The following is an 18,264-nucleotide window of genomic DNA, read 5'->3' as shown; positions in this document are numbered from 1 at the left end:
GTTCAGCCCGCCGCAGCCGGTGCCGAGACCGGCAGGAGGGCGGCAAAGGCGGTGATGTCGTCAAGGCAGAGATCGGCGGCGGCCGACAGCGTCTGGCGCGAACCGGTCCCGGTCAAGACCGCGACCTTGATGCCGGCGCCAGCCGCCTCGCCCATATGCATGTCGTGATTGTTGTCGCCGACCATCGCCACCTGGGCGGGTTGGAGACCGACAACCTCGCAGAATTTCAGGAACATGCCGGGTTTGGGCTTCACACCAAAACCGCTGTCATAGCCGCAGATGAAATCGACATGATCGATAAAGCCGAAACGGATCGCCGTCTGGCGGATGGCTTCCTCGTTGTCGCTGGAGGCGATGCCGAGCTTCAGGCCGCGTGCCTTCAGCGCGCCGAAGAAGGCGGAGAGATCAGTGACCGGAACCGAGTATTCGGCCGAGCGCACGAAAAGTGCGTCGAGCTGACCGGTGAGATCTGCGACATTCATGGCGGAGCCTGCTGACACGAAACCTGCTGCGATTTCGGCGGCATTGCCGGCCGCAAGCAGGCTGTCGGCGCGGGTGTGGCCGGACATGGGATCCATCCCGCCGGCTTGCAGGAGGCGCGTTTCGAGATCCGTATCGCCGCCGGACGCGATGCGGGCCGCCTCGCGGTTCACCGGTCCCCAGCTCGCATCATAGTGCAAAAGCGTGCCGTCCTTGTCGAACAGGATGCCGGCGATATGCGAGAAGTCCATATCTGCCCCGTCGCTTGTCGCCCCGGCCATCAGCGTGCAGCACCGGCAGCGGCTGTCTTCGGCTGAAGTCTGGCGCTGACGGTCAGCGGATTGACGTAAGGTTCGAGCGCCTTGACAGTCTTTGCCAGCGCACCGCGCATTTCGTCCATCGCATCATGGCCGGCTTCGACCATCTTGCGGCGGGCAAGGTCGTTGATCATCAGGTAATGCACGGCCTTGGCCAGCATTTCGACATCGCGCACCATCCGGGCGCCGCCCTTCTTGACCAGATGCTGGTAGGCGTCGCGGAAATTGTCGATGTTCGGGCCCGACAGGACGGCGGAACCGAGCATTGCCGGCTCGAGCGGGTTCTGGCCGCCCTCGTTGGTCAACGACTTGCCGACAAAGGAGATTTCGGTCAGCCGCAGATAGAGACCCATTTCGCCGATGGAATCGCCGAGGAAAATATCGGTTTCCGGCGTGATCGTGTCGTTGCGCGAGCGGCGGGCGACGGTGAGCCCCTCCGCCTTCAGCATCTCCTCGATCGCATCTGCGCGATCCGGATGACGGGGCACGAGGATGGTCAACAGGTTGCTTTTCGGCTTCAGCGCCCGATGCACGGTGGCGGCGGCCTTTTCCTCGCCATCGAACGTGGAGATCGCAGCCCAGGTCTTGCGCTCGCCGATTTCGGCCTTGTAGCGGGCCAGAAGCTCCTCGTCGCATGGCGGCGGGTCGGTGTCGGTCTTGAGGTTGCCCGACACGATGACCGGCCAGGCGCCGAGATCACGGAAACGCTCGGCATCAAGATCGGACTGGGCCACCACGAGCGCCAGCTTTTCGAACAGCGCTTCGGCGATGGTATTATGATTGTGCCAGCGCGTGAACGAGCGATCGGAGAGGCGTGCATTGACGCGGATCTGCGGGATGCGACGCCGCGCCAGCTCGGCCACCGTCGTCGGCCAGATTTCGGACTCGGCCGTAATGCACGCATCCGGCTTCCAGTAGGAGACAAAGCGCTTGATGGAGAATTTTAGATCGAACGGCACATATTGATGAATGACTTCATCGCCGAGCCTGGCATCGACCAGCGCTGCGGATGTAACGGTCCCTGTCGTCAGCAGGACATGGATCTCGCGACGACGAAGCTCGCGGATCAGCGGCATGATCGACATGGTTTCGCCGACGCTTGCGGCATGAACCCAGACCAGCGGTCCGCGCGGGCGCGGGAGGCTGGCATAGCCGAGCCTTTCGAGACGGCGCGAGGAATCTTCCTTGCCCTTCATCGATCGGTACGTGAGGTACGGCCCGGCAAAGGGATAAAGCGCGATGCCGGCCAGACGGTATCCCGCCAGGGCCATGCGAGCCATACTGCCGCTCATCGCTTTTGCCCCCACTGCATGATGGCCGTCATCAATCCCGGTCGTCCTTCTGATATCGTATCAGTCGCCGAATTTCTGTCATGCACAAATGCGTCAAAAAGGGGTCCCGGACCCTATGTTCCAGACCTTGGCATTTCGAAACCTGGCAGATCAGGCTTGCTTCAGCGTTACTTGGGGCCTGGCTCGAGCAGGCGATGCATGTGAACGATGAAATAGCGCATCTGGGCGTTGTCGACCGTCTGCTGTGCCTTGCTGCGCCAGGCCGTCAGGGCCGTTGCATAATCGGGATAGATGCCGACGATATCCAGCGCCGCAAGATCCTTGAACTGAACCTCTTCGAGGCTCGAAAGTTCGCCACCGAAAACCAGATGCAGAAGCTGTTTCTTGTCAGTCGTCGCGGTCATGTCCATCCTGTCCCGTTTATCCTCTCCGCCCGATCCTCATCTGCGGCATTACGCCACAAAGGTCAAGCGGCCGGAAATCGCTGGATCTGCGGCAATAGCCGTTCCAGTGCATGCTCTGCGCCAGCCACCAGCATCTCGTGGCGGACCTGCCGCCGGTTGTAGGTGAGCGGGCTTCCCGCAATGTCGGTCAACCGGCCGCCTGCGCATTCCAGGATAAGGTCGGCGGCGGCGAGATCCCAGTCATGCGAGTTGCGCTTGACGACGGTGCCATCGAGGCGTCCGTCCGCGACCATCGCCAGCCGGTAGGCGAGCGACGGGATATGCCGATGGCGTTCGACATGGCTGCGGAACGGCAGATCAAATTTCTTCACAAGGTTTTCATCGGCAGCGATCACAAGCTTATCATGATCATCCTTGGTAACAGAGATCGGCGCACCGTTGCGGATCGCCTGACCGCCCTTGACGGCAAAGAACTCCTCGCCGAGCGCCGGCGCTACCAGAACGCCCGCCACGGGTCGGCCGTGATGGACGACGGCGACCGAGACGCACCAGGTCTTTTCGCCATTGATGAAGGCGCGGGTGCCGTCGATCGGATCCACCACGAACAGCGTGTCGAGTGAAAGCCTGGCGTCGTCGTCATCCGTTTCTTCCGAGAGCCAGCCGTAATTGGGACGGGCGGTCAGAAGCAGGCTCTGGAGAATGTCGTTTGCCGCAAAGTCTGCGGCACTGACGGGCGACGAGCCCTCGTTTTTCCACCAGACTTCCGGCGACTGGCCGAAATAGCCATGCGCGATCTCGCCGGCCTGACGGGCGGCATCGCGGATCAGGTCCAGATCTTCAAGCCATTGCCCTTCCGCGCCAGCCATCGGTCAGCGTCCCGCCAGCGTCATGCCTTCGATGGCGATCGTCGGAGAGGCAGTGCCGAACTTGCGGTCGATGTCGTTGGCCGGCGTCATCCGCATGAACATGTCCTTCAGATTGGAGGCGATCGTGACTTCGGAGACCGGATAGGCAAGCTCGCCATTCTCGATCCAGAAGCCGGTCGCGCCGCGCGAATACTCGCCGGTGATCATGTTGACGCCCTGGCCGATCAGTTCGGTGATGTAGAAACCGGTGCCGATCTGGCGGATCAGGTCTTCAGGCGAAATGTTGCCCGGTTCCAGCGCGAGGTTCGTGGAGGCCGGGGTGACCGACGTGCCGCCGCGCACGCCGCGGCCATTGGTCGGGAACCCGATCTCGCGTCCTGTCGAGGTGGAGAGGAACCAGTGGTTCAGCACGCCGTCCTCGATCATCACCAGACGCTCGCCCTTCACACCCTCGCCATCGAAGGGGCGCGAGGAGGAACCGCGCACGATCAAAGGATCGTCGGTGATGTTGAGACCTGACTTCAGCACCTGCTGGCCCATCTTGTCGCGCAGGAACGATGTCTTGCGGGCAACCGATCCGCCATTGATGGCGCCGGCGATGTGGCTGACAAAGCCGCGCGCAATGCGCGGATCGAAGACGACGGTGACATTGCTGCCGGTATCGACCTGGCGCGGATTGATGCGCTTGACCACCCGCTCGCCGGCCCGCCGGCCGATCAGCTTCGGATCGTCGAGATCGGCTGCAAACAGACGGCTGTCGAAATCGTAGTCGCGCTCCATCTTCGTGCCCTCGCCGGCGATGACGCTGACGGAGCGGCCGAAGCGGCTGGCCATATAGGCGCCGGAAAATCCGTGCGACGTGACGAGAACCATTCCGCCCATGCCGGCAGAGGCGCCGGATCCCGACGAATTGGTGACGCCTGCGACATCGAGGGCCGCCTGTTCCATCTCGAGCGCGACCTCGCGCATCGTATCGGCGGTGACTTCGGTCGGGTCGAACAGGTCGAGATCCGGGTAATCCCTGGCCAGGTCCTTTTCATCCGCCAGGCAGGCGAAGGGATCCTCGGGCGAGACCTTCGCCATCGCCACTGCGCGTTCGGCCAAGACCTTGAGATCGAAACCCGGATTGGCGGAAACGCTTGCAACCTTGTTGCCGACGAAGACACGCAGCGAGAAATCGTCGCTTTCCGAGGATTCGGTTCCCTCCACCTTCCCGAGCCGGACGCTGACGGAACTGGAGCGGGAACGGACGACCACCGCATCCGCCTTGTCGGCGCCCGCCGCCTTGGCCAGATCGATCAGTTCGCCGGCACGCGCCAGAAGGGAGGCGGAATCGATTTGCGAGGTCATGTTTGCAAGCCTTTCGTTTGCACCCCATTTATTGTGCACCGACCAAAGCATCAAGGGCAGCGCTCCGATTCCCCGGTTGACCTTCCGCATTCCCGACCCGAAAGTGCCCCATGACTGCAAACGGCTCCCACTTTACCGAAATGTTGATGCTGCTTGCCGGTGCGGTGATCGCCGCCCCGCTGTTTCGCAGGCTCGGTCTTGGCACCGTGCTTGGATATCTCGCGGCCGGCATCCTGATCGGTCCGGTGCTGCAACAGGTGACCGATACGCAGGAAGTGCTGCATGTCGCCGAATTCGGCGTCGTGTTCCTGCTCTTCGTCATCGGGCTGGAGCTGAAACCCTCGCGTCTGTGGCAGATGCGGGCCGATGTGTTCGGGCTTGGGCCGGCGCAGGTGGCGATATCGGGTGGCATCCTGAGCGGTTTCGCCTACCTGTCGGCGATGGCGGACTGGCGCGGCAGCCTGATGATCGGCTTCGGGCTTGCCCTGTCGTCCACCGCCTTTGCGCTGCAGATCCTCAATGACACAGGTGAGATGAACAGCCGCTACGGCCAGCGCTCCTTCTCCGTTCTCTTGTTCCAGGATCTCGCGATCGTGCCGCTTCTGGCGTTGATCACAATCCTGGCACCCGGCACGAGCGAGGCTGCCGCCACCCCGATGCTGGACTTTGCAATCGCTGTCGCTGCCGTGGGCGCCATGGTGATTGCCGGCAAGTACCTGCTGACACCGATGTTCCAGATCATTGCCAGCAGCGGTGCCCGCGAGGTGATGATTGCCGCCGCCCTTCTCGTCGTGCTCGGTTCGGCGGCTGCGATGCAGGCCGTCGGTCTGTCGATGGCGATGGGTGCTTTCCTCTCCGGCGTCATGCTGGCGGAATCCTCCTATCGGCACGAGCTGGAAGCGGATATCGAACCCTTCCGCGGCCTGCTTCTGGCGCTGTTCTTCGTCGCTGTCGGGCTTTCGCTCGAAGTCCAGGTGATCTTCGAAAACCTTGCCTTCCTGATCCCGGCCGTTGCCGTGTTCATGGGTGTGAAGGCGGCCGTGGTCTACGCTCTCTCGCGCCTGTGGGGTTCGCCGCCCAATGACGCCCTGAAGATCGCGTTCCTGTTGCCGCAGGGTGGCGAATTCGGCTTCGTGCTGTTTACCACCGCAACCGCCGCGGGCCTCCTCTCTTCCGCCACCGCTTCGCTTCTGATTGCCGGCGTGACGCTGTCGATGGCGCTGACGCCGCTTGGCTCTGCGCTTGCTAGGCGCCTGCAGAAGAGCGAGACGCGCGAACATCTGGAGGAGGATTTCGAAGGCGCCGGAGCCGATGTGCTGATGATCGGCTTTTCCCGTTTCGGCCAGATCGCGGCGCAGATCCTGCTTGCCGGCGGCAGTTCCGTGACTGTCATCGACGACAGTCCCGAGCGTATCCGGCAGGCGGCCAATTTCGGCTTCCGGATCTATTTCGGCGACGGTGCCCGCAAGGACGTTCTGATCGCGTCCGGTATCGAGAAGACGAAGATCGTTGTGGTCGCGACGCAGAAACGGGAAACGACGGACCGGATCGTCGACCTGATTGCGTCGGAATTTCCCGATGTGCGCCTGTTCGTGCGGTCCTACGACCGGGTTCATTCGCTGGCGCTGCGCGAAAAGAACGTCGAATACGAGTTGCGCGAAACGCTGGAGTCCGGGCTGCTGTTCGGGCGACGGACGCTGGAAGCGCTCGGCATGAGCGAGGCTGCCGCCTCCGAGATCGGCGACGATATCCGCCGTCGCGACGAGGAACGGCTGCAGGTTCAGGCCGTGCAGGGTTTGGGCGCCGGCCGCGAGATGCTCTTCAACAGTCCCGTTCGCCCCGAGCCACTGATCAAGCCGAAACGCACCGGCAAAAGCCCGGAGGAAAAGGCTTCCGGTGTTTCGATCGGCAAGTGGTGATCAGGCGGCCCTTTCCAGAGCCTCGATCGCCCGCTTCAACTCGTCTCTTGTGCCTTCTGAGGCTTCGAGGATGTCGCGCGCCTTGTAGAAATCCATCACGCCGAAGCGATTGACGCTGGGACGCAGGAAGATGTGCGGCGGGTTGAGTTTCAGCTTGAGGGCAATGCTGGCCTGCATGGTGAGCTGGCTTGCGCCGAACAGGCTGTCGAAGCGGTTTGGCGGATGCAGGCCATCGCCTTCCGGCGCGCCGACCACATCGATGCCGATCACCACGTCGGCGAGATCCATCAACTGCTCGTAAGGGACGGGATTGAAGACGCCGCCGTCGATCATGATGCGGTTGTTGACCCTGACCGGCATGAACAGGCCGGGAATGGCGGCAGAGGCGGCAATCGCCTTGCGCAGATTGCCCGTCTCGAGGATCACCTCCGCCTGGCCATAATAATCGGTGGCGGAGATCTTCAAGGGTATGACGAGATCGGCGAAATCCTGGGGGATCTGGTTCGGCAGGAAGGCCTCGAGGATCGGCTCCAGATTGAAGTGACCGAAGCGAAATCCGCCGAGTGCATCCCGCATCGTCGACGGGCCGAGACCCCAGAGCCGGTTCACCAGCGAGCCGCGGTTGCCGACGGTCTCGACGGTATAGTCGCGGATCTCGCGGCCCGACATGCCCGATGCCATGGCGGCACCCATGATCGCGCCGATCGAGGAGCCGGAAATTGCTACCGGCCGGATGCCGAGTTCGTCCAGCGCTTCGATGACATGGATATGGGAAATGCCGCGGGCTCCGCCGCCGCCGAAGGCGACCGCGTACCGGAGATCGCCCTTCTTCCGGCCAACGCGATCCGCTGTCTCATGATCAGCAAGGGTCAGCCTCGTGCTCATGATCGGCCTCTCCCGCTCGCTCAGGCCGGTTCGTAGCGGAAGAAATCCATCCGCGTATCGCCGAAGGTTCGGCTTTCGAGCAGTTTGAAGGCCGGATCGACGGCAACTGTGACATCGGCGCGTTCTTCCAGGATCGCGAGTGCGCCGGGCACCAGCCAGCCGCCGACATGGGCTGCAAACAGAGCCCCCTCGCCCAGCTTCTGGCCATAGGGCGGATCGGCGAAGAGGAAGTTGTAGGGTTCCAGCGTACCGACCGGGCCGAGCTTGGTGGCATCGCGGCGCAGGATGCGGGCGCGGCCATGCAGGCCGAAACTGTCGATGTTCTCCCACAGGAGACCGCGACCTTCGACACCGTTTTCGACGAACAGCGCATGACGGCAGCCGCGCGAGACGGCTTCCAGTCCGACGGCACCGGTGCCGGCGAAAAGATCGATCACCCGCGTGCCATCCAGCGCCTGCGGATAGACATGGCCGATGATGTTGAACAGGCTTTCGCGCGTCCGGTCGATGGTCGGCCGGATCGCGCTGGTTTTCGGCGTGGCGAGCGTGCGGCCGCGGAATTCACCCCCTACGATGCGCACGGATCAGCCTCTCGGGGTCCGCGGTTTTCCACCCGGGCCGCCTGAGCGTGCGCCAGCCGGACGTCCGCCGGGCTTGCCACCCGAAGGACGGCCACCCGAAGGCTTTCCGCCTGAAGGTTTGCCGCCAAAGCTTGGCTTACCACCGCTCGGCTTGCCACCGAAGGATTTGCCGGCAGGCCGTGCACCTCTGGGCTTATCGCCGAACGCGGGCTTGTCACCGAACGGACGATCCGAGCGCGGACGATCGGGACGACCTTCTCCAGCACTGAACGAGCGTGCGGGACGATCACCATCCTCGCGCGGGCGACGGTCGCCCGTTGGCCGGTCACGTGTTGGGCGGTCACCCGTCGGGCGGTCACCACGCGCAGGCCTGTCACCATAAGGGCGATCCGAGCGCGGACGATCGGAGCGGCCTTCTCCGGCGTTGAACGCACGGGCGGGACGGTCACCATCCTGACGCGGGCGACGGTCGCCGCTTGGGCGGTCACCTGTCGGACGATCTCCACGGGAGGGACGATCACCGAACGAACGCTCGCCACGGGGCTTGTCGCCATAGGCACGATCGCCGCTTTCGCGCGGCTTGCGGTCGCCGAAGGAGCGCTCGCCTCTCGGGCTGTCACCGCGGGGGCTATCGCTGCGGGGTCTGTCGCTTCTCGGCTTGTCGCCACGGGGTTTGTCACCGCGGGGCTTGTCGCCGCGCGGCTTGTCACCGAACGAACGCTTGGCGCCGAATTCGCCCTTTTCCGGCTCCGGCGGAGAATCCGCACGGATCCAGTCGGCGTCGTCATCGGCGCGCTTCACGATCACGCGGCGGTCATTTTCCGGCACCTGTTTCCTGAACAGCTGCTCTGCCTGGGCACGAGCGGAAACCGCCCGGACGCTGCCGTCGGCGTTTGGACGCGCACCCGGCGCCATCCAGACATTGGCGGTGCGGCTGGTGCCCATCGGCGGACGCTTCTTCGGCTTTTCGTCGCCGAGATCACGGTCATTGGACTTGAAGCCCGGCTTTGCACCGAACTTGCCCTCGGGCTTGCCGGCGAATTTGCCGGCCGGCTTTTCGGAGAACTTGCGTTCGGTCGCCTTGGTATCGAGACGGCCGAGCGAGCGTTCGCGTCTGTCCTCGTCGCGAGGACGTGCCGGGCGGTCCGCCGGGCTCGACCATTCGGAGCGGGAGGAGCGCGCCGGCTTCTCGTCTTCAGCAGCGGCAGGCGTTTCGTTGTAGATCGGCGCGTCGAAATTCGCCTTCGCTTCTTCGATCAGGCGCGGACCGAGCTGGTCGCGCAGCGTGCGGCCGCGCACTTCCATGACCTCGCCTTCCGGCAGGTCACCGAGCTGGAACGGGCCGTAGGAGATACGGATCAGGCGGTTGACTTCAAGCCCGAGCGCGCCGAGGACGTTCTTGATCTCGCGGTTCTTGCCTTCGCGAAGACCCATGGTGATCCAGACGTTGCGGCCCTGCGAACGGTCGAGCGTGGCTTCGATCGAGCCATAGAGAACGCCATCGACGGCAATGCCGTCCTTCAGCTTGTCGAGCGATTCCTGATCCACCTCGCCATGGGCGCGGACGCGATAGCGGCGCAGCCAGCCGGTGGTCGGAAGTTCCAGCACGCGCGACAGACCGCCATCGTTGGTGAGAAGCAGCAGGCCTTCAGTATTGATGTCGAGGCGACCGATGGAGAGCACCCGCGGCAGTTCGCCGGGCAGGTTTTCAAACACGGTCTGACGTCCTTCCGGATCGGAATTCGTCGTCACCAGGCCGCCGGGCTTATGGTAGAGCCACAGGCGCGTGCGCTCGACACCGCGGATCGGCACGCCATCCACCTCGATCGCATCGTCGAAGGTGACGTTGACGACAGGCGTATCGAGAACCTTGCCGTTGAGCGACACACGGCCATCCATGATCATCCGCTCGATATCGCGGCGGGACGCCACGCCGACGCGGGCGAGGATCTTGGAAATGCGCTCGGGCTTGCCATCCGACGCTGCCGTTTCGGCAGAGGCTGCCTGACGGCGCATCGGCTTTGCCGGCTTGTCGGCGGCAGCGTTTTCGCCACGGGGCCTTTCAGCACGCGGCGCAACGGAGCGCGGACGTTCGGAGCGGGGCGCATCGGAACCGGGCTTTGCGGGGGCCCGTTTCTTGAAGCCCGTCCCCGTCTTTGTCTTGCCGGCTGCAGCATCTGCAGATTTCGGCTTGATCTCGCGGATGAAGGTTTTGGCTTCGCCGCGCTTCGGCTTGTCTTTTGAAGTCATTTGTTGTTTGCCTGAAGCATGATGTCTACGGAAACGAACCGGACATTCGTGTTCGTGGATGGTGATGAAACACGCGCACAGCGCGCTTCGTGTTGAATGCTTCCTACCAGTTCATGCGAGCCGGGTTAAGAGGAAATCGCGGAAATGCCCAAGAGCGACGGTTTCATGGATGCCGCACTCACAGAAGCCAGGCTTGCAGCGGCACAGGGCGAAGTTCCCGTGGGTGCCGTGCTGGTCATGGACGGCGAGATTATCGCCAGATCCGGCAACCTGACCCGCACCAAGAACGACGTGACGGCGCATGCCGAGATTGCGGTTATGCGGGCTGCGGCCGGGGTTCTCGGCCAGGAACGGCTTAGTGGTGCCGATCTTTACGTGACGCTGGAACCATGCACCATGTGTGCGGCGGCGATTTCGTTCGCGCGAATTCGCCGGCTGTATTACGGCGCGGGAGATCCGAAGGGTGGCGCTGTCGAAAATGGCGTGCGCTTCTTTGCGCAGCCGAGCTGCCATCATGCGCCGGATGTCTATTCCGGGCTCGGAGAGCGGGAAGCCGCCGACATTCTGACAGGCTTCTTTCGCTCACGCCGGGATTAGGCAAGACAAGCTCTTACTGGAAGGGCTTCCACCAGCTGCTGTTCGACGCCTGGGTTGCGCTCTGCGCTTCCTTCTTGCGACGGCGCTCCTTCTCGTTCTCGGGTTCTCCGAGATCCTGAAGCGTTGCGGCATCGGCGGCACGGAATTCAGCCGGCGGCTCGGACAGCGAACGGCGGCGCGAGCCCATGTTGACCGTTTCGACATCCTGCTTGGCCTTGCGGAAGGCTTCCCATTTTTCCGTTTCGGTCATCTGACCACCCTGGCCACGACCGGCCATCAGCGGCGAACGGTAATTGTTGTTGCCTTCGTTTTCCTTGGCTTCCAGACGCAGGCGCGCACGGGTCTCTTCCGGAGATTCAACCCAGTTCGGGTTGCTTTCGCGGTTGGCGAGCGACTGCTGGGGTGCAGGAAGACTGCTCTGACCCTTGCCGGCAACGACCAGCGTCGGGCGGGGATTGTAGCGCAGCTTTTCTTTTTCTTCATCGCGGGCGCTGCCGAGAGCCACGGCTGCTCCAAGATCGTCGCCGAGCTGGGCCATTGCCGTCTTGTCGGTGCCATAGGTCGGGCCGCCCATGCAGCCGGAAAGAGACACGGTTGCAGCCAGCATGCCAACCGCACCGATCGCGGCACGAAACGCATAAGTCGTTTTCATCAAACCCCTACCATCGGCGCCCGTCCTGACGCCTTCAAAACCGGAAGTCATCTCGTGCCGGAACATTCCGGCCAATTTCAGGCAGGAATACCGGATGACGCGGCCAAGCGCAATCATCCGGTAATCTGCAAGCCATCAGAGCCGGCCAAGCTTGGCCAGTTCTGTCAATGCAGCCGCATCGCGGGCCGAAACATCCGGCCAGGCGGGATCTGACCCGACATCCGTCGTCACCCGCCACGAGCGGGCGCATTTGACGCCGTCAGCAGGCTTCGGCTCAACCGACACGCCGGACACTTCCGCCAGACGGAACGCCGTCTGCGGGCCTTCGTCTGCCACGATCGTGATCGCGGACGTGATGCAGGTCTCTTCGAAATCGAGCCCTTCCAGCGCCTTCAAGAGCTCTGCATCGGCGACGTGGACGACGGGAGCAGCTTCCAGCGACGAACCGATGCGCTTGTCCTTGCGCTCGATTTCCAGCGCGCCTGTGACGACCGAGCGAACCTTGCGGATCTTTGCCCATTTCTCGGCAACCGCATCGTTCTTCCATTCGGAGAGCACATCCGGGAACTGTTCCAGATGCACGGAGACGGCATCGGGCTTCAGGGACAGCCATGCCTCTTCCGTGGTGAAGGGCAGCATCGGTGCGAGCCAGGTGACCGTGCATTCGAAGATCTTGCGGATGACGGCAAGCGAGGCGCGACGTCGCAGCGACGACGGGGCGTCGCAATAGAGCGCGTCCTTGCGGATGTCGAAGTAGAAGGCGGACAGTTCAATATTGCTAAAGTCGATCAGCGCGCGGGCGATCTTCTTGAACTCGAACGCGTCATAGCCTTCCCGCACCAGCTTATCCAGCTCGGACAGACGGTGCAGCATGAGCTTTTCGAGTTCCGGCAGCTCGGCGTAAGCGATCTCTTCGCCGTCGTCGTGCGCCAGCGTGCCGAGCATCCAGCGGATGGTGTTGCGCAGCTTGCGATAGGCATCGACGTTGGTCTGGATGATCGTCTTGCCGAGGCGCTGGTCTTCCCAGTAATCCGTGGTCATGACCCAGAGGCGCAGGATATCGGCGCCGGCATCCTTCATGACATCCTGAGGTGCCACGACATTGCCGAGCGACTTCGACATTTTCTGGCCCTTCTCATCCATGGTGAAACCATGGGTGACGACCGTGTCATAGGGCGCGCGGCCGCGGGTAGCGGCCGATTCCAGAAGCGAGGAATGGAACCAGCCGCGATGCTGGTCCGACCCTTCGAGATAGACGTCGGCCGGCCATTTCAGATCCGGACGATCTTCGAGGGTAAAGGTATGGGTCGAGCCTGAATCGAACCAGACATCGAGGATATCCATGACCTGTGTCCACTTGGCGCCGTCATGGGCATTGCCGAGGAAGCGTTCCTTGGCGCCTTCGGCAAACCAGGCATCGGCCCCTTCGGCATCGAAGGCTTCCAGGATGCGGGCATTGACCTCTTCATCCTGCAGGACATTGCCTTCCTCATCTGCAAACACGCAGATCGGGACGCCCCAGGCGCGCTGGCGCGACAGGACCCAATCCGGGCGCTGCTCGATCATGGCGCGCAGACGGTTCTGGCCGGCGGCGGGCACGAAGCGGGTATCGTCGATGGCGGTTAGCGCACGGGTGCGCAGCGTCGTTCCGTCTGCGAGGTCCTTGTCCATATAGACGAACCACTGCGGCGTGTTGCGGAAGATGATCGGCTTCTTCGAGCGCCAGGAATGTGGATAGGAATGCTTGAGGCGGCCGCGGGCAAACAGCGCTTCGCGTTCGATCAGCGCCTTGATGACGCGGTCGTTGGCATCGCCCTTCTTGCCGTTGTCATCCATGACGCGAGCGCCCTCGAAACCGGGGGCGTCGGTGGTGTAGGTGCCCGAGTCATCGACCGGGAACGGGATGCGCGGATCGATACCGCGGGCTTCAAGTTCCTTGACGCTGGACATCCAGGCCTCAAAGTCCTCGCGGCCGTGGGATGGGGCGGTGTGGACAAAACCGGTACCGGCATCATCGGTGACGTGGTCGCCGGCGAGGAGTGGGACGGCGAAGTCGTAGCCGAGATCCTTGAGGGGATGGGCGCAGGTGATATTTGCCAACATGTCCGCGGAAACGTCGGCAAGCCTATCGAACTTCAGCTTCGCTTTCTCTGCACAGGATGTCGCAAGAGAGTCCGCAAAGATAAGATGCTCACCCGGCTGCGGACCAAAGTCGTTCTCAGCAGCCACAACCTCATAGAGGCCGTAGGCGACCTTCGGCGAATAGGCGATGGCGCGGTTGCCCGGGATCGTCCAGGGCGTGGTCGTCCAGATCACGACGCTTGCGCCGTGCAGATCCGGATGAAAATAGACGCCGCTGCCTTCCGTATCGGCCGGGATGCTCGACGGCTCGTCCAGCGGAGACACAACCGGGAACTTCACCCAGATCGTGTCGCTCTCGTAATCGTGGTATTCAACCTCGGCTTCCGCCAGCGCCGTGCGCTCGACCACCGACCACATGATCGGCTTCGAGCCGCGATAGAGCTGGCCGCTCATGGCGATCTTCAGAAGTTCGCCGGCGATCCGGCTTTCGGCGTGAAAATTCATCGTCAGATACGGATTGTCGAAATCGCCGACGATGCCGAGGCGCTTGAATTCTTCGGCCTGGATCGCGATCCACTTCTGCGCATAGGCGCGGCATTCCTTGCGGAATTCGATCATCGCGTCCGGCTGTTTCAGGTCGGGCTTGGCCTTGCCCTTGGCGCGGTAATTCTCTTCCTCGATCTTCCACTCGATCGGCAGACCGTGGCAATCCCAGCCGGGAACGTAGTTCGCATCATAGCCGCGCATCTGGAACGAGCGGGTGATGACGTCCTTGAGGATCTTGTTGAGCGCATGGCCGATATGGATGTTGCCGTTGGCGTAAGGAGGGCCATCGTGCAGCACGAATTTTTCGCGACCGGCGGCGGAGGTGCGCAGCTTCTTGTAGAGATCCATCTCGCGCCAGCGGGCAACGGTTTCCGGCTCTTTCTGCGGCAGGCCTGCCCGCATCGGAAACTCGGTCTCGGGCAGATAGAGGGTCTTCGAGTAATCGAGCTTTTCAGTCACTGTATCGGTCATATTGGCTATCGTCTCTGGCGCCGGGACAGGGGCGCATGCGGATGAATTCGGTGGCAGAAGCGCTCCTGGAAGCGCCGAAAACCCGGACCCTCCGGCCGACTGTTCAAGCCGCGCGGAAGGCCGGGCCGATAATTCGTATGATCATCGCGGCCATGATCCTGGCCCGCCGGAAATCTGTCATGGGGGCGGTTATTACGGTGTTTTTCGGGTGAAAGGAAGGGGCAAAACCGAGATGGTTCGTGGACTCCCTGCCCGCCCTTGGATTACAACTGACTATCTGACCAGTTGGAGGACGACATGCCGGAAAGACGTCAGGAAAACATCTGGAAGCTGGAAGATGCCAAGGCACGGTTTTCCGAGGTCGTGCGGCGCGCCCGCAACGAAGGCCCGCAGCATGTGACTGTGCGCGGAAAGGACAGCGTCGTGGTCATCAGCAGCGAAGAGCTGGAGCGGTTGAGCAGGCCGGCGCCCAAGACATCGCTGATCGATTTCATGGAAGGGTTGGGACTGGAAGATCTCAATCTCGACCGGGATGCCGACCGCGGACGGGACGTGGAACTGTGATCGGCTGGCTTCTCGACACCAACGTCATTTCCGCCCTGATCAACCCGCACGGCGCGCCTTCCGTCAAGCGCTGGGCGGCGGACTGTGACGAAGATCGGCTGTTCATCAGCGTTCTGACGCTCGCCGAATACGACAAGGGAATAGCGAACCTGCCCGACGACGATGCCAATCGCTACCGCTACAAGGCCGCCACCGACGCGCTTGAAGCCCGGTTCAGTGGCCGTACGCTGTCCGCGACCGACCCTATCGTGCGCCGCTGGGGCGAGATTTCGGGACGCGTGAAGCGTTCCACCGGTCACGCGCCGCCTGTCATCGATACGCTGTTTGCGGCGACCGCCATCGAGCACGATCTCTATCTCGTCACCCGCAACGTCAAGGACTTCCGCATGTCGGGCGCGGCGATCTTCGATCCCTGGCAGGACGATGTCGCGCTGTTTCCGTTGAGCGGCCGCTAAGCCTTCGGGTTGGCCAGCATCGTTGCCCGCAGAGCATCGTTGATGCGGTCCTGCCAGCCGGGGCCGTCGTCCTGGAAGTATTCGATGACGGCGCTGTCGAGCTTCAGGGACACGAGTTCCTTTGCCTGGGGAGCTGCGCGTCTTTCGACTGCCGGAGCAGCGGGTTTCTTGACCGGCTTGAACAGCGCTTCGGCCGCTTCCATCGGGTTTACGGGCCTGCGGGGTGGGGTTGCCATGGGATATCATTCCTGCGTTGCGGACTACTGATGACAGATATATGGTTTTCGGGAAACCGCAGACCTTCAGAGTAGACACCGTGAAGAGAACATTCTTTATCAAAGCTGTCTGGGATGAAGAAGCCAGGCTCTTCTATTCGGAGAGCGATATCGAGGGCCTTCATATCGAGGCGCCCGACGTGGATTCTTTTGAAGACGTCATCTTCGATGTCGCCATCGATCTGATCGTCGCCAATCATATTTCCGCAGAGGATCTGGCGCACAAGCCGGTGAAGTACCTGATCCCGGCAATTCTCTGGCAACGGCCCGCCGAGATGACGGCGGCCGCCTGATATACGCCTCTAAAGCCTAAAACGCGATCTTCATGTCCAGCTCGCCGAGCGGCTTTACGCCTGACAGCAGTGCCCTCGCCTCTGCCTCGTCGTTTTTCATCTGGGCGACCAGGGGGTCGAGGCCGTCGAATTTGAGTTCGGGGCGCAGGTAGCCGAAGAAGGAGACCGAGCTGATCTCGCCGTAGAGGTTTCCCGAGAAATCGAACAGAAAGGTTTCGAGAAGAGGTGCGCCGTCGTCAGTCACGGTCGGGCGGCGGCCGTAGCTTGCGACGCCGTCGTGCAGCGTGCCGTCGGCTCGTCTGAAGCGCACGGCATAGATGCCGGGCTTCAGTTCCGTTTCAGGGGCAAGCTTCATGTTCGCGGTGGGATAGCCCAGCTGGCGGCCAAGCTGTTCGCCGCCGATCACTTCCGCCTCGACCGTGTAGCGATAGCCGAGCAGGCCTGCCGCAGCGACAACGTCTCCTTCGGCGATCAGATCGCGGATGCGGCTCGACGACACGACTTCCGCGTTTTCATCGCGAAACGCATCCACCAGCGACACGGTGAAGTCGTGACGATCGCCGGCGGTCATCAGGAAGGCCGGTCCGCCTTCGCGGCCCTTGCCGAAATGGAAGTCGAAGCCCGTGACGACGGCGCTTGCGCCCAGCCAGTCGGTCAGGATCGTCTTCACGAAATCCTCGGCCGAACGGGTCGCGAAGTCGCGGTCGAACGGATACTCGATCACGGAGCGGAACCCCATCGCTTCCAAGAGCCGTGCCTTGAGTGGCGCCGGCGTCAGCCGGAAGACAGGCTGGTCGGGCTTGAAGACGGTGCGCGGATGCGGCTCGAAGGTCAACACTTGAGCGGGCACGCCGCGTTCACTGGCAAGTTCCAGCGCACGATCCAGCACACTGCGATGGCCGCGGTGGACGCCATCGAAATTGCCGATCGCGACGACGCCGCCCTTGAGGCTCTCGGGCAGCGGCTCCTTCATTTCGTTGCGGTGAAATACGGTCATGTCAGGTTCCGGATCAGGCGAGGCGCGGCATCCAGAATTTCGGGGCTGCGTTCTCGCCTTTCAGCCATTCCTGCATGATTGCCTCGTCGGTCTCGCCATCGACGGAATATTCCGCGATGTGAATGCCGGCACTGATATAAAGCAGGTCGAGGCCTTGCGAAAGCGCGCCGCGAACATCGGTCGGCATGCCGTCGCCGATTGCGAGAACCCTCGCCTTGTCGACATCACCGCGCTCCTGGCGGGCAAGCGAGATCGCCTCGTCGTAGATCGGCTTGTGCGGCTTGCCGGCAACGCGGACCTGGCCGCCGAGTTGTTCGTAATAGGCGGCGACCGCACCGGCGCAGGGAATGATCCGGTGACCGCGTTCGACCACCAGATCCGGGTTCGCGCAGATCATCGGCACGTCGCGCGCAATGAAGGTGGTCAGCATCTGGGTATAGTTTTCGGGCACTTCCTTCTCGTCGTCGAAGAAGCCGGTGCAGACGACGCAATCGGCGTCGGCTTCAGAAACGATCTCGATACCCAGTCCATCGAAGAAATTGAGGTCGCGTTCAGGCCCCAGCAGAAACACCTTCTTCGGACCTTCGGCGACCAGATGGCGGGTGACATCGCCAGACGTGACGATCCGGTCATAGGTTCCATCGGGAACGCCGAGATGCTTCATCTGTTCGATGACGCCAGGTGCTGGACGCGGAGAGTTGGTGATCAGGACGACAGTGGCGCCGGCTTTTCTCGCGGCGGCCAAGGCTGTGCAGGAATGCTGGAAGGCTTCGACGCCGTTATGGACCACGCCCCAGACATCCGAAAGCACGACATCGTAGCTCTCGATCACGTCGTTCAAATTCTGGATGCGCTTTGCCATATCAAAAGTTCCTGCCGGTTTTGCCTGCTCGATTAGGAGGCTGACATCGCAAACCGTTGGCGAGATTACAAGGGAGAAGGCAGTGAAAGCGGGCCGCGCGACGCAGATCGCGGCAAAACTTCATAT

At 62.4% G+C, this 18,264-nt stretch carries 18 protein-coding genes; 5 read left to right on the top strand and 13 right to left on the bottom strand.

All coding sequences use genetic code 11. From position 1 onward, the window contains the following. Nucleotides 1–2: 2 nt before the first annotated feature. The 5 genes from IFT66_RS00410 to IFT66_RS00390 form a co-directional block, all read right to left on the bottom strand. Nucleotides 3–761: an HAD family hydrolase gene (locus tag IFT66_RS00410; protein WP_249406316.1), complete on the bottom strand. Its 759-nt coding sequence runs from the start codon at nt 759–761 to the stop codon at nt 3–5. Beyond that, on the bottom strand, nt 761–2,089 hold the full coding sequence (waaA, locus tag IFT66_RS00405; protein WP_062453702.1) for a lipid IV(A) 3-deoxy-D-manno-octulosonic acid transferase: 1,329 nt from the start codon (nt 2,087–2,089) through the stop codon (nt 761–763). The genes IFT66_RS00410 and waaA overlap by 1 nt, the downstream gene beginning before the upstream one ends. Before the next feature lie 167 nt (nt 2,090–2,256). After that, nucleotides 2,257–2,493, bottom strand: coding sequence for a DUF4170 domain-containing protein (locus tag IFT66_RS00400; RefSeq protein WP_062454846.1), 237 nt, complete (start codon nt 2,491–2,493; stop codon nt 2,257–2,259). Nucleotides 2,494–2,555: 62 nt separating this feature from the next. Continuing rightward, nucleotides 2,556–3,359, bottom strand: coding sequence for a 3'(2'),5'-bisphosphate nucleotidase CysQ (locus IFT66_RS00395; protein WP_192076492.1), 804 nt, complete (start codon nt 3,357–3,359; stop codon nt 2,556–2,558). Nucleotides 3,360–3,362: 3 nt separating this feature from the next. Further along, nucleotides 3,363–4,709, bottom strand: a complete 1,347-nt coding sequence (locus tag IFT66_RS00390) for a TldD/PmbA family protein (RefSeq protein WP_192076491.1) — start codon at nt 4,707–4,709, stop codon at nt 3,363–3,365. Nucleotides 4,710–4,819: 110 nt separating this feature from the next. Here IFT66_RS00390 and IFT66_RS00385 point away from each other — a divergent pair, with 110 nt between their 5' ends. Beyond that, nucleotides 4,820–6,628 (top strand): monovalent cation:proton antiporter-2 (CPA2) family protein, encoded by a 1,809-nt coding sequence (locus tag IFT66_RS00385; protein ID WP_062579326.1) that lies wholly within the window; start codon nt 4,820–4,822, stop codon nt 6,626–6,628. Here IFT66_RS00385 and IFT66_RS00380 read toward each other — a convergent pair whose 3' ends face one another. From IFT66_RS00380 to IFT66_RS00370, 3 genes are read right to left on the bottom strand one after another with little or no spacing between them, the layout of a single operon-like run. Next, nucleotides 6,629–7,513, bottom strand: coding sequence for a patatin-like phospholipase family protein (locus IFT66_RS00380; RefSeq protein WP_192076490.1), 885 nt, complete (start codon nt 7,511–7,513; stop codon nt 6,629–6,631). Nucleotides 7,514–7,533: 20 nt separating this feature from the next. Then, a complete protein-coding gene (gene rsmD / locus IFT66_RS00375; RefSeq protein WP_062453705.1) occupies nt 7,534–8,094 on the bottom strand; it encodes a 16S rRNA (guanine(966)-N(2))-methyltransferase RsmD in 561 nt (186 codons plus the stop codon). Nucleotides 8,095–8,097: 3 nt separating this feature from the next. After that, nucleotides 8,098–10,344: a pseudouridine synthase gene (locus IFT66_RS00370; RefSeq protein ID WP_192076489.1), complete on the bottom strand. Its 2,247-nt coding sequence runs from the start codon at nt 10,342–10,344 to the stop codon at nt 8,098–8,100. A 144-nt stretch (nt 10,345–10,488) separates the two neighbouring features. On the opposite strand from IFT66_RS00370, the gene IFT66_RS00365 reads away from it, so the two are divergent. Next, a complete protein-coding gene (locus IFT66_RS00365; protein ID WP_113165577.1) occupies nt 10,489–10,941 on the top strand; it encodes a nucleoside deaminase in 453 nt (150 codons plus the stop codon). 13 nt (nt 10,942–10,954) lie between these two features. Here IFT66_RS00365 and IFT66_RS00360 read toward each other — a convergent pair whose 3' ends face one another. Continuing rightward, on the bottom strand, nt 10,955–11,593 hold the full coding sequence (locus tag IFT66_RS00360; RefSeq protein WP_092662408.1) for a hypothetical protein: 639 nt from the start codon (nt 11,591–11,593) through the stop codon (nt 10,955–10,957). A gap of 135 nt (nt 11,594–11,728) precedes the next feature. Continuing rightward, entirely contained in the window at nt 11,729–14,692 is a 2,964-nt protein-coding gene (ileS, locus tag IFT66_RS00355; RefSeq protein ID WP_192076488.1) for an isoleucine--tRNA ligase, read from the bottom strand. Nucleotides 14,693–14,989: 297 nt separating this feature from the next. Here ileS and IFT66_RS00350 point away from each other — a divergent pair, with 297 nt between their 5' ends. Both IFT66_RS00350 and IFT66_RS00345 read left to right on the top strand, forming a co-directional pair. Continuing rightward, nucleotides 14,990–15,256, top strand: coding sequence for a type II toxin-antitoxin system Phd/YefM family antitoxin (locus tag IFT66_RS00350; RefSeq protein ID WP_062453709.1), 267 nt, complete (start codon nt 14,990–14,992; stop codon nt 15,254–15,256). Beyond that, nucleotides 15,253–15,711: a PIN domain-containing protein gene (locus IFT66_RS00345; RefSeq protein ID WP_192076487.1), complete on the top strand. Its 459-nt coding sequence runs from the start codon at nt 15,253–15,255 to the stop codon at nt 15,709–15,711. The genes IFT66_RS00350 and IFT66_RS00345 overlap by 4 nt, the downstream gene beginning before the upstream one ends. Here IFT66_RS00345 and IFT66_RS00340 read toward each other — a convergent pair. After that, entirely contained in the window at nt 15,708–15,947 is a 240-nt protein-coding gene (locus IFT66_RS00340) for a BrnA antitoxin family protein (RefSeq protein ID WP_062453711.1), read from the bottom strand. The genes IFT66_RS00345 and IFT66_RS00340 overlap by 4 nt on opposite strands. 80 nt (nt 15,948–16,027) lie before the next feature. Here IFT66_RS00340 and IFT66_RS00335 point away from each other — a divergent pair, with 80 nt between their 5' ends. After that, nucleotides 16,028–16,279 (top strand): DUF1902 domain-containing protein, encoded by a 252-nt coding sequence (locus IFT66_RS00335; RefSeq protein ID WP_207105877.1) that lies wholly within the window; start codon nt 16,028–16,030, stop codon nt 16,277–16,279. 16 nt (nt 16,280–16,295) lie between these two features. Here the strand turns inward: IFT66_RS00335 and IFT66_RS00330 are convergent, their stop codons facing one another. Both IFT66_RS00330 and IFT66_RS00325 read right to left on the bottom strand, forming a co-directional pair. After that, nucleotides 16,296–17,276, bottom strand: a complete 981-nt coding sequence (locus IFT66_RS00330; protein ID WP_192076485.1) for a bifunctional riboflavin kinase/FAD synthetase — start codon at nt 17,274–17,276, stop codon at nt 16,296–16,298. A 13-nt stretch (nt 17,277–17,289) separates the two neighbouring features. Next, a complete protein-coding gene (locus IFT66_RS00325) occupies nt 17,290–18,138 on the bottom strand; it encodes a TIGR01459 family HAD-type hydrolase (RefSeq protein WP_192076484.1) in 849 nt (282 codons plus the stop codon). Nucleotides 18,139–18,264: the final 126 nt, after the last annotated feature.

Origin of the sequence: Rhizobium sp. CFBP 13726, from assembly GCF_014841925.1 — a bacterium.
Classification (GTDB): domain Bacteria; phylum Pseudomonadota; class Alphaproteobacteria; order Rhizobiales; family Rhizobiaceae; genus Neorhizobium; species Neorhizobium soli.
The sequence above is the reverse complement of the archived record's forward strand: the minus strand, read 5'-3'. Positions and strand labels throughout refer to the sequence as shown.

Bases quoted from the DNA above. Each gene is read 5' to 3' on its own strand.
- IFT66_RS00410 (WP_249406316.1), bottom strand. From the start codon at position 761: ATGGCCGGGGCGACAAGCGACGGGGCAGATATGGACTTCTCGCATATC.
- waaA (WP_062453702.1), bottom strand. From the start codon at position 2,089: ATGAGCGGCAGTATGGCTCGCATGGCCCTGGCGGGATACCGTCTGGCC.
- IFT66_RS00400 (WP_062454846.1), bottom strand. From the start codon at position 2,493: ATGACCGCGACGACTGACAAGAAACAGCTTCTGCATCTGGTTTTCGGT.
- IFT66_RS00395 (WP_192076492.1), bottom strand. From the start codon at position 3,359: ATGGCTGGCGCGGAAGGGCAATGGCTTGAAGATCTGGACCTGATCCGC.
- IFT66_RS00390 (WP_192076491.1), bottom strand. From the start codon at position 4,709: ATGACCTCGCAAATCGATTCCGCCTCCCTTCTGGCGCGTGCCGGCGAA.
- IFT66_RS00385 (WP_062579326.1), top strand. From the start codon at position 4,820: ATGACTGCAAACGGCTCCCACTTTACCGAAATGTTGATGCTGCTTGCC.
- IFT66_RS00380 (WP_192076490.1), bottom strand. From the start codon at position 7,513: ATGAGCACGAGGCTGACCCTTGCTGATCATGAGACAGCGGATCGCGTT.
- IFT66_RS00370 (WP_192076489.1), bottom strand. From the start codon at position 10,344: ATGACTTCAAAAGACAAGCCGAAGCGCGGCGAAGCCAAAACCTTCATC.
- IFT66_RS00365 (WP_113165577.1), top strand. From the start codon at position 10,489: ATGCCCAAGAGCGACGGTTTCATGGATGCCGCACTCACAGAAGCCAGG.
- IFT66_RS00360 (WP_092662408.1), bottom strand. From the start codon at position 11,593: ATGAAAACGACTTATGCGTTTCGTGCCGCGATCGGTGCGGTTGGCATG.
- ileS (WP_192076488.1), bottom strand. From the start codon at position 14,692: ATGACCGATACAGTGACTGAAAAGCTCGATTACTCGAAGACCCTCTAT.
- IFT66_RS00350 (WP_062453709.1), top strand. From the start codon at position 14,990: ATGCCGGAAAGACGTCAGGAAAACATCTGGAAGCTGGAAGATGCCAAG.
- IFT66_RS00340 (WP_062453711.1), bottom strand. From the start codon at position 15,947: ATGGCAACCCCACCCCGCAGGCCCGTAAACCCGATGGAAGCGGCCGAA.
- IFT66_RS00330 (WP_192076485.1), bottom strand. From the start codon at position 17,276: ATGACCGTATTTCACCGCAACGAAATGAAGGAGCCGCTGCCCGAGAGC.
- IFT66_RS00325 (WP_192076484.1), bottom strand. From the start codon at position 18,138: ATGGCAAAGCGCATCCAGAATTTGAACGACGTGATCGAGAGCTACGAT.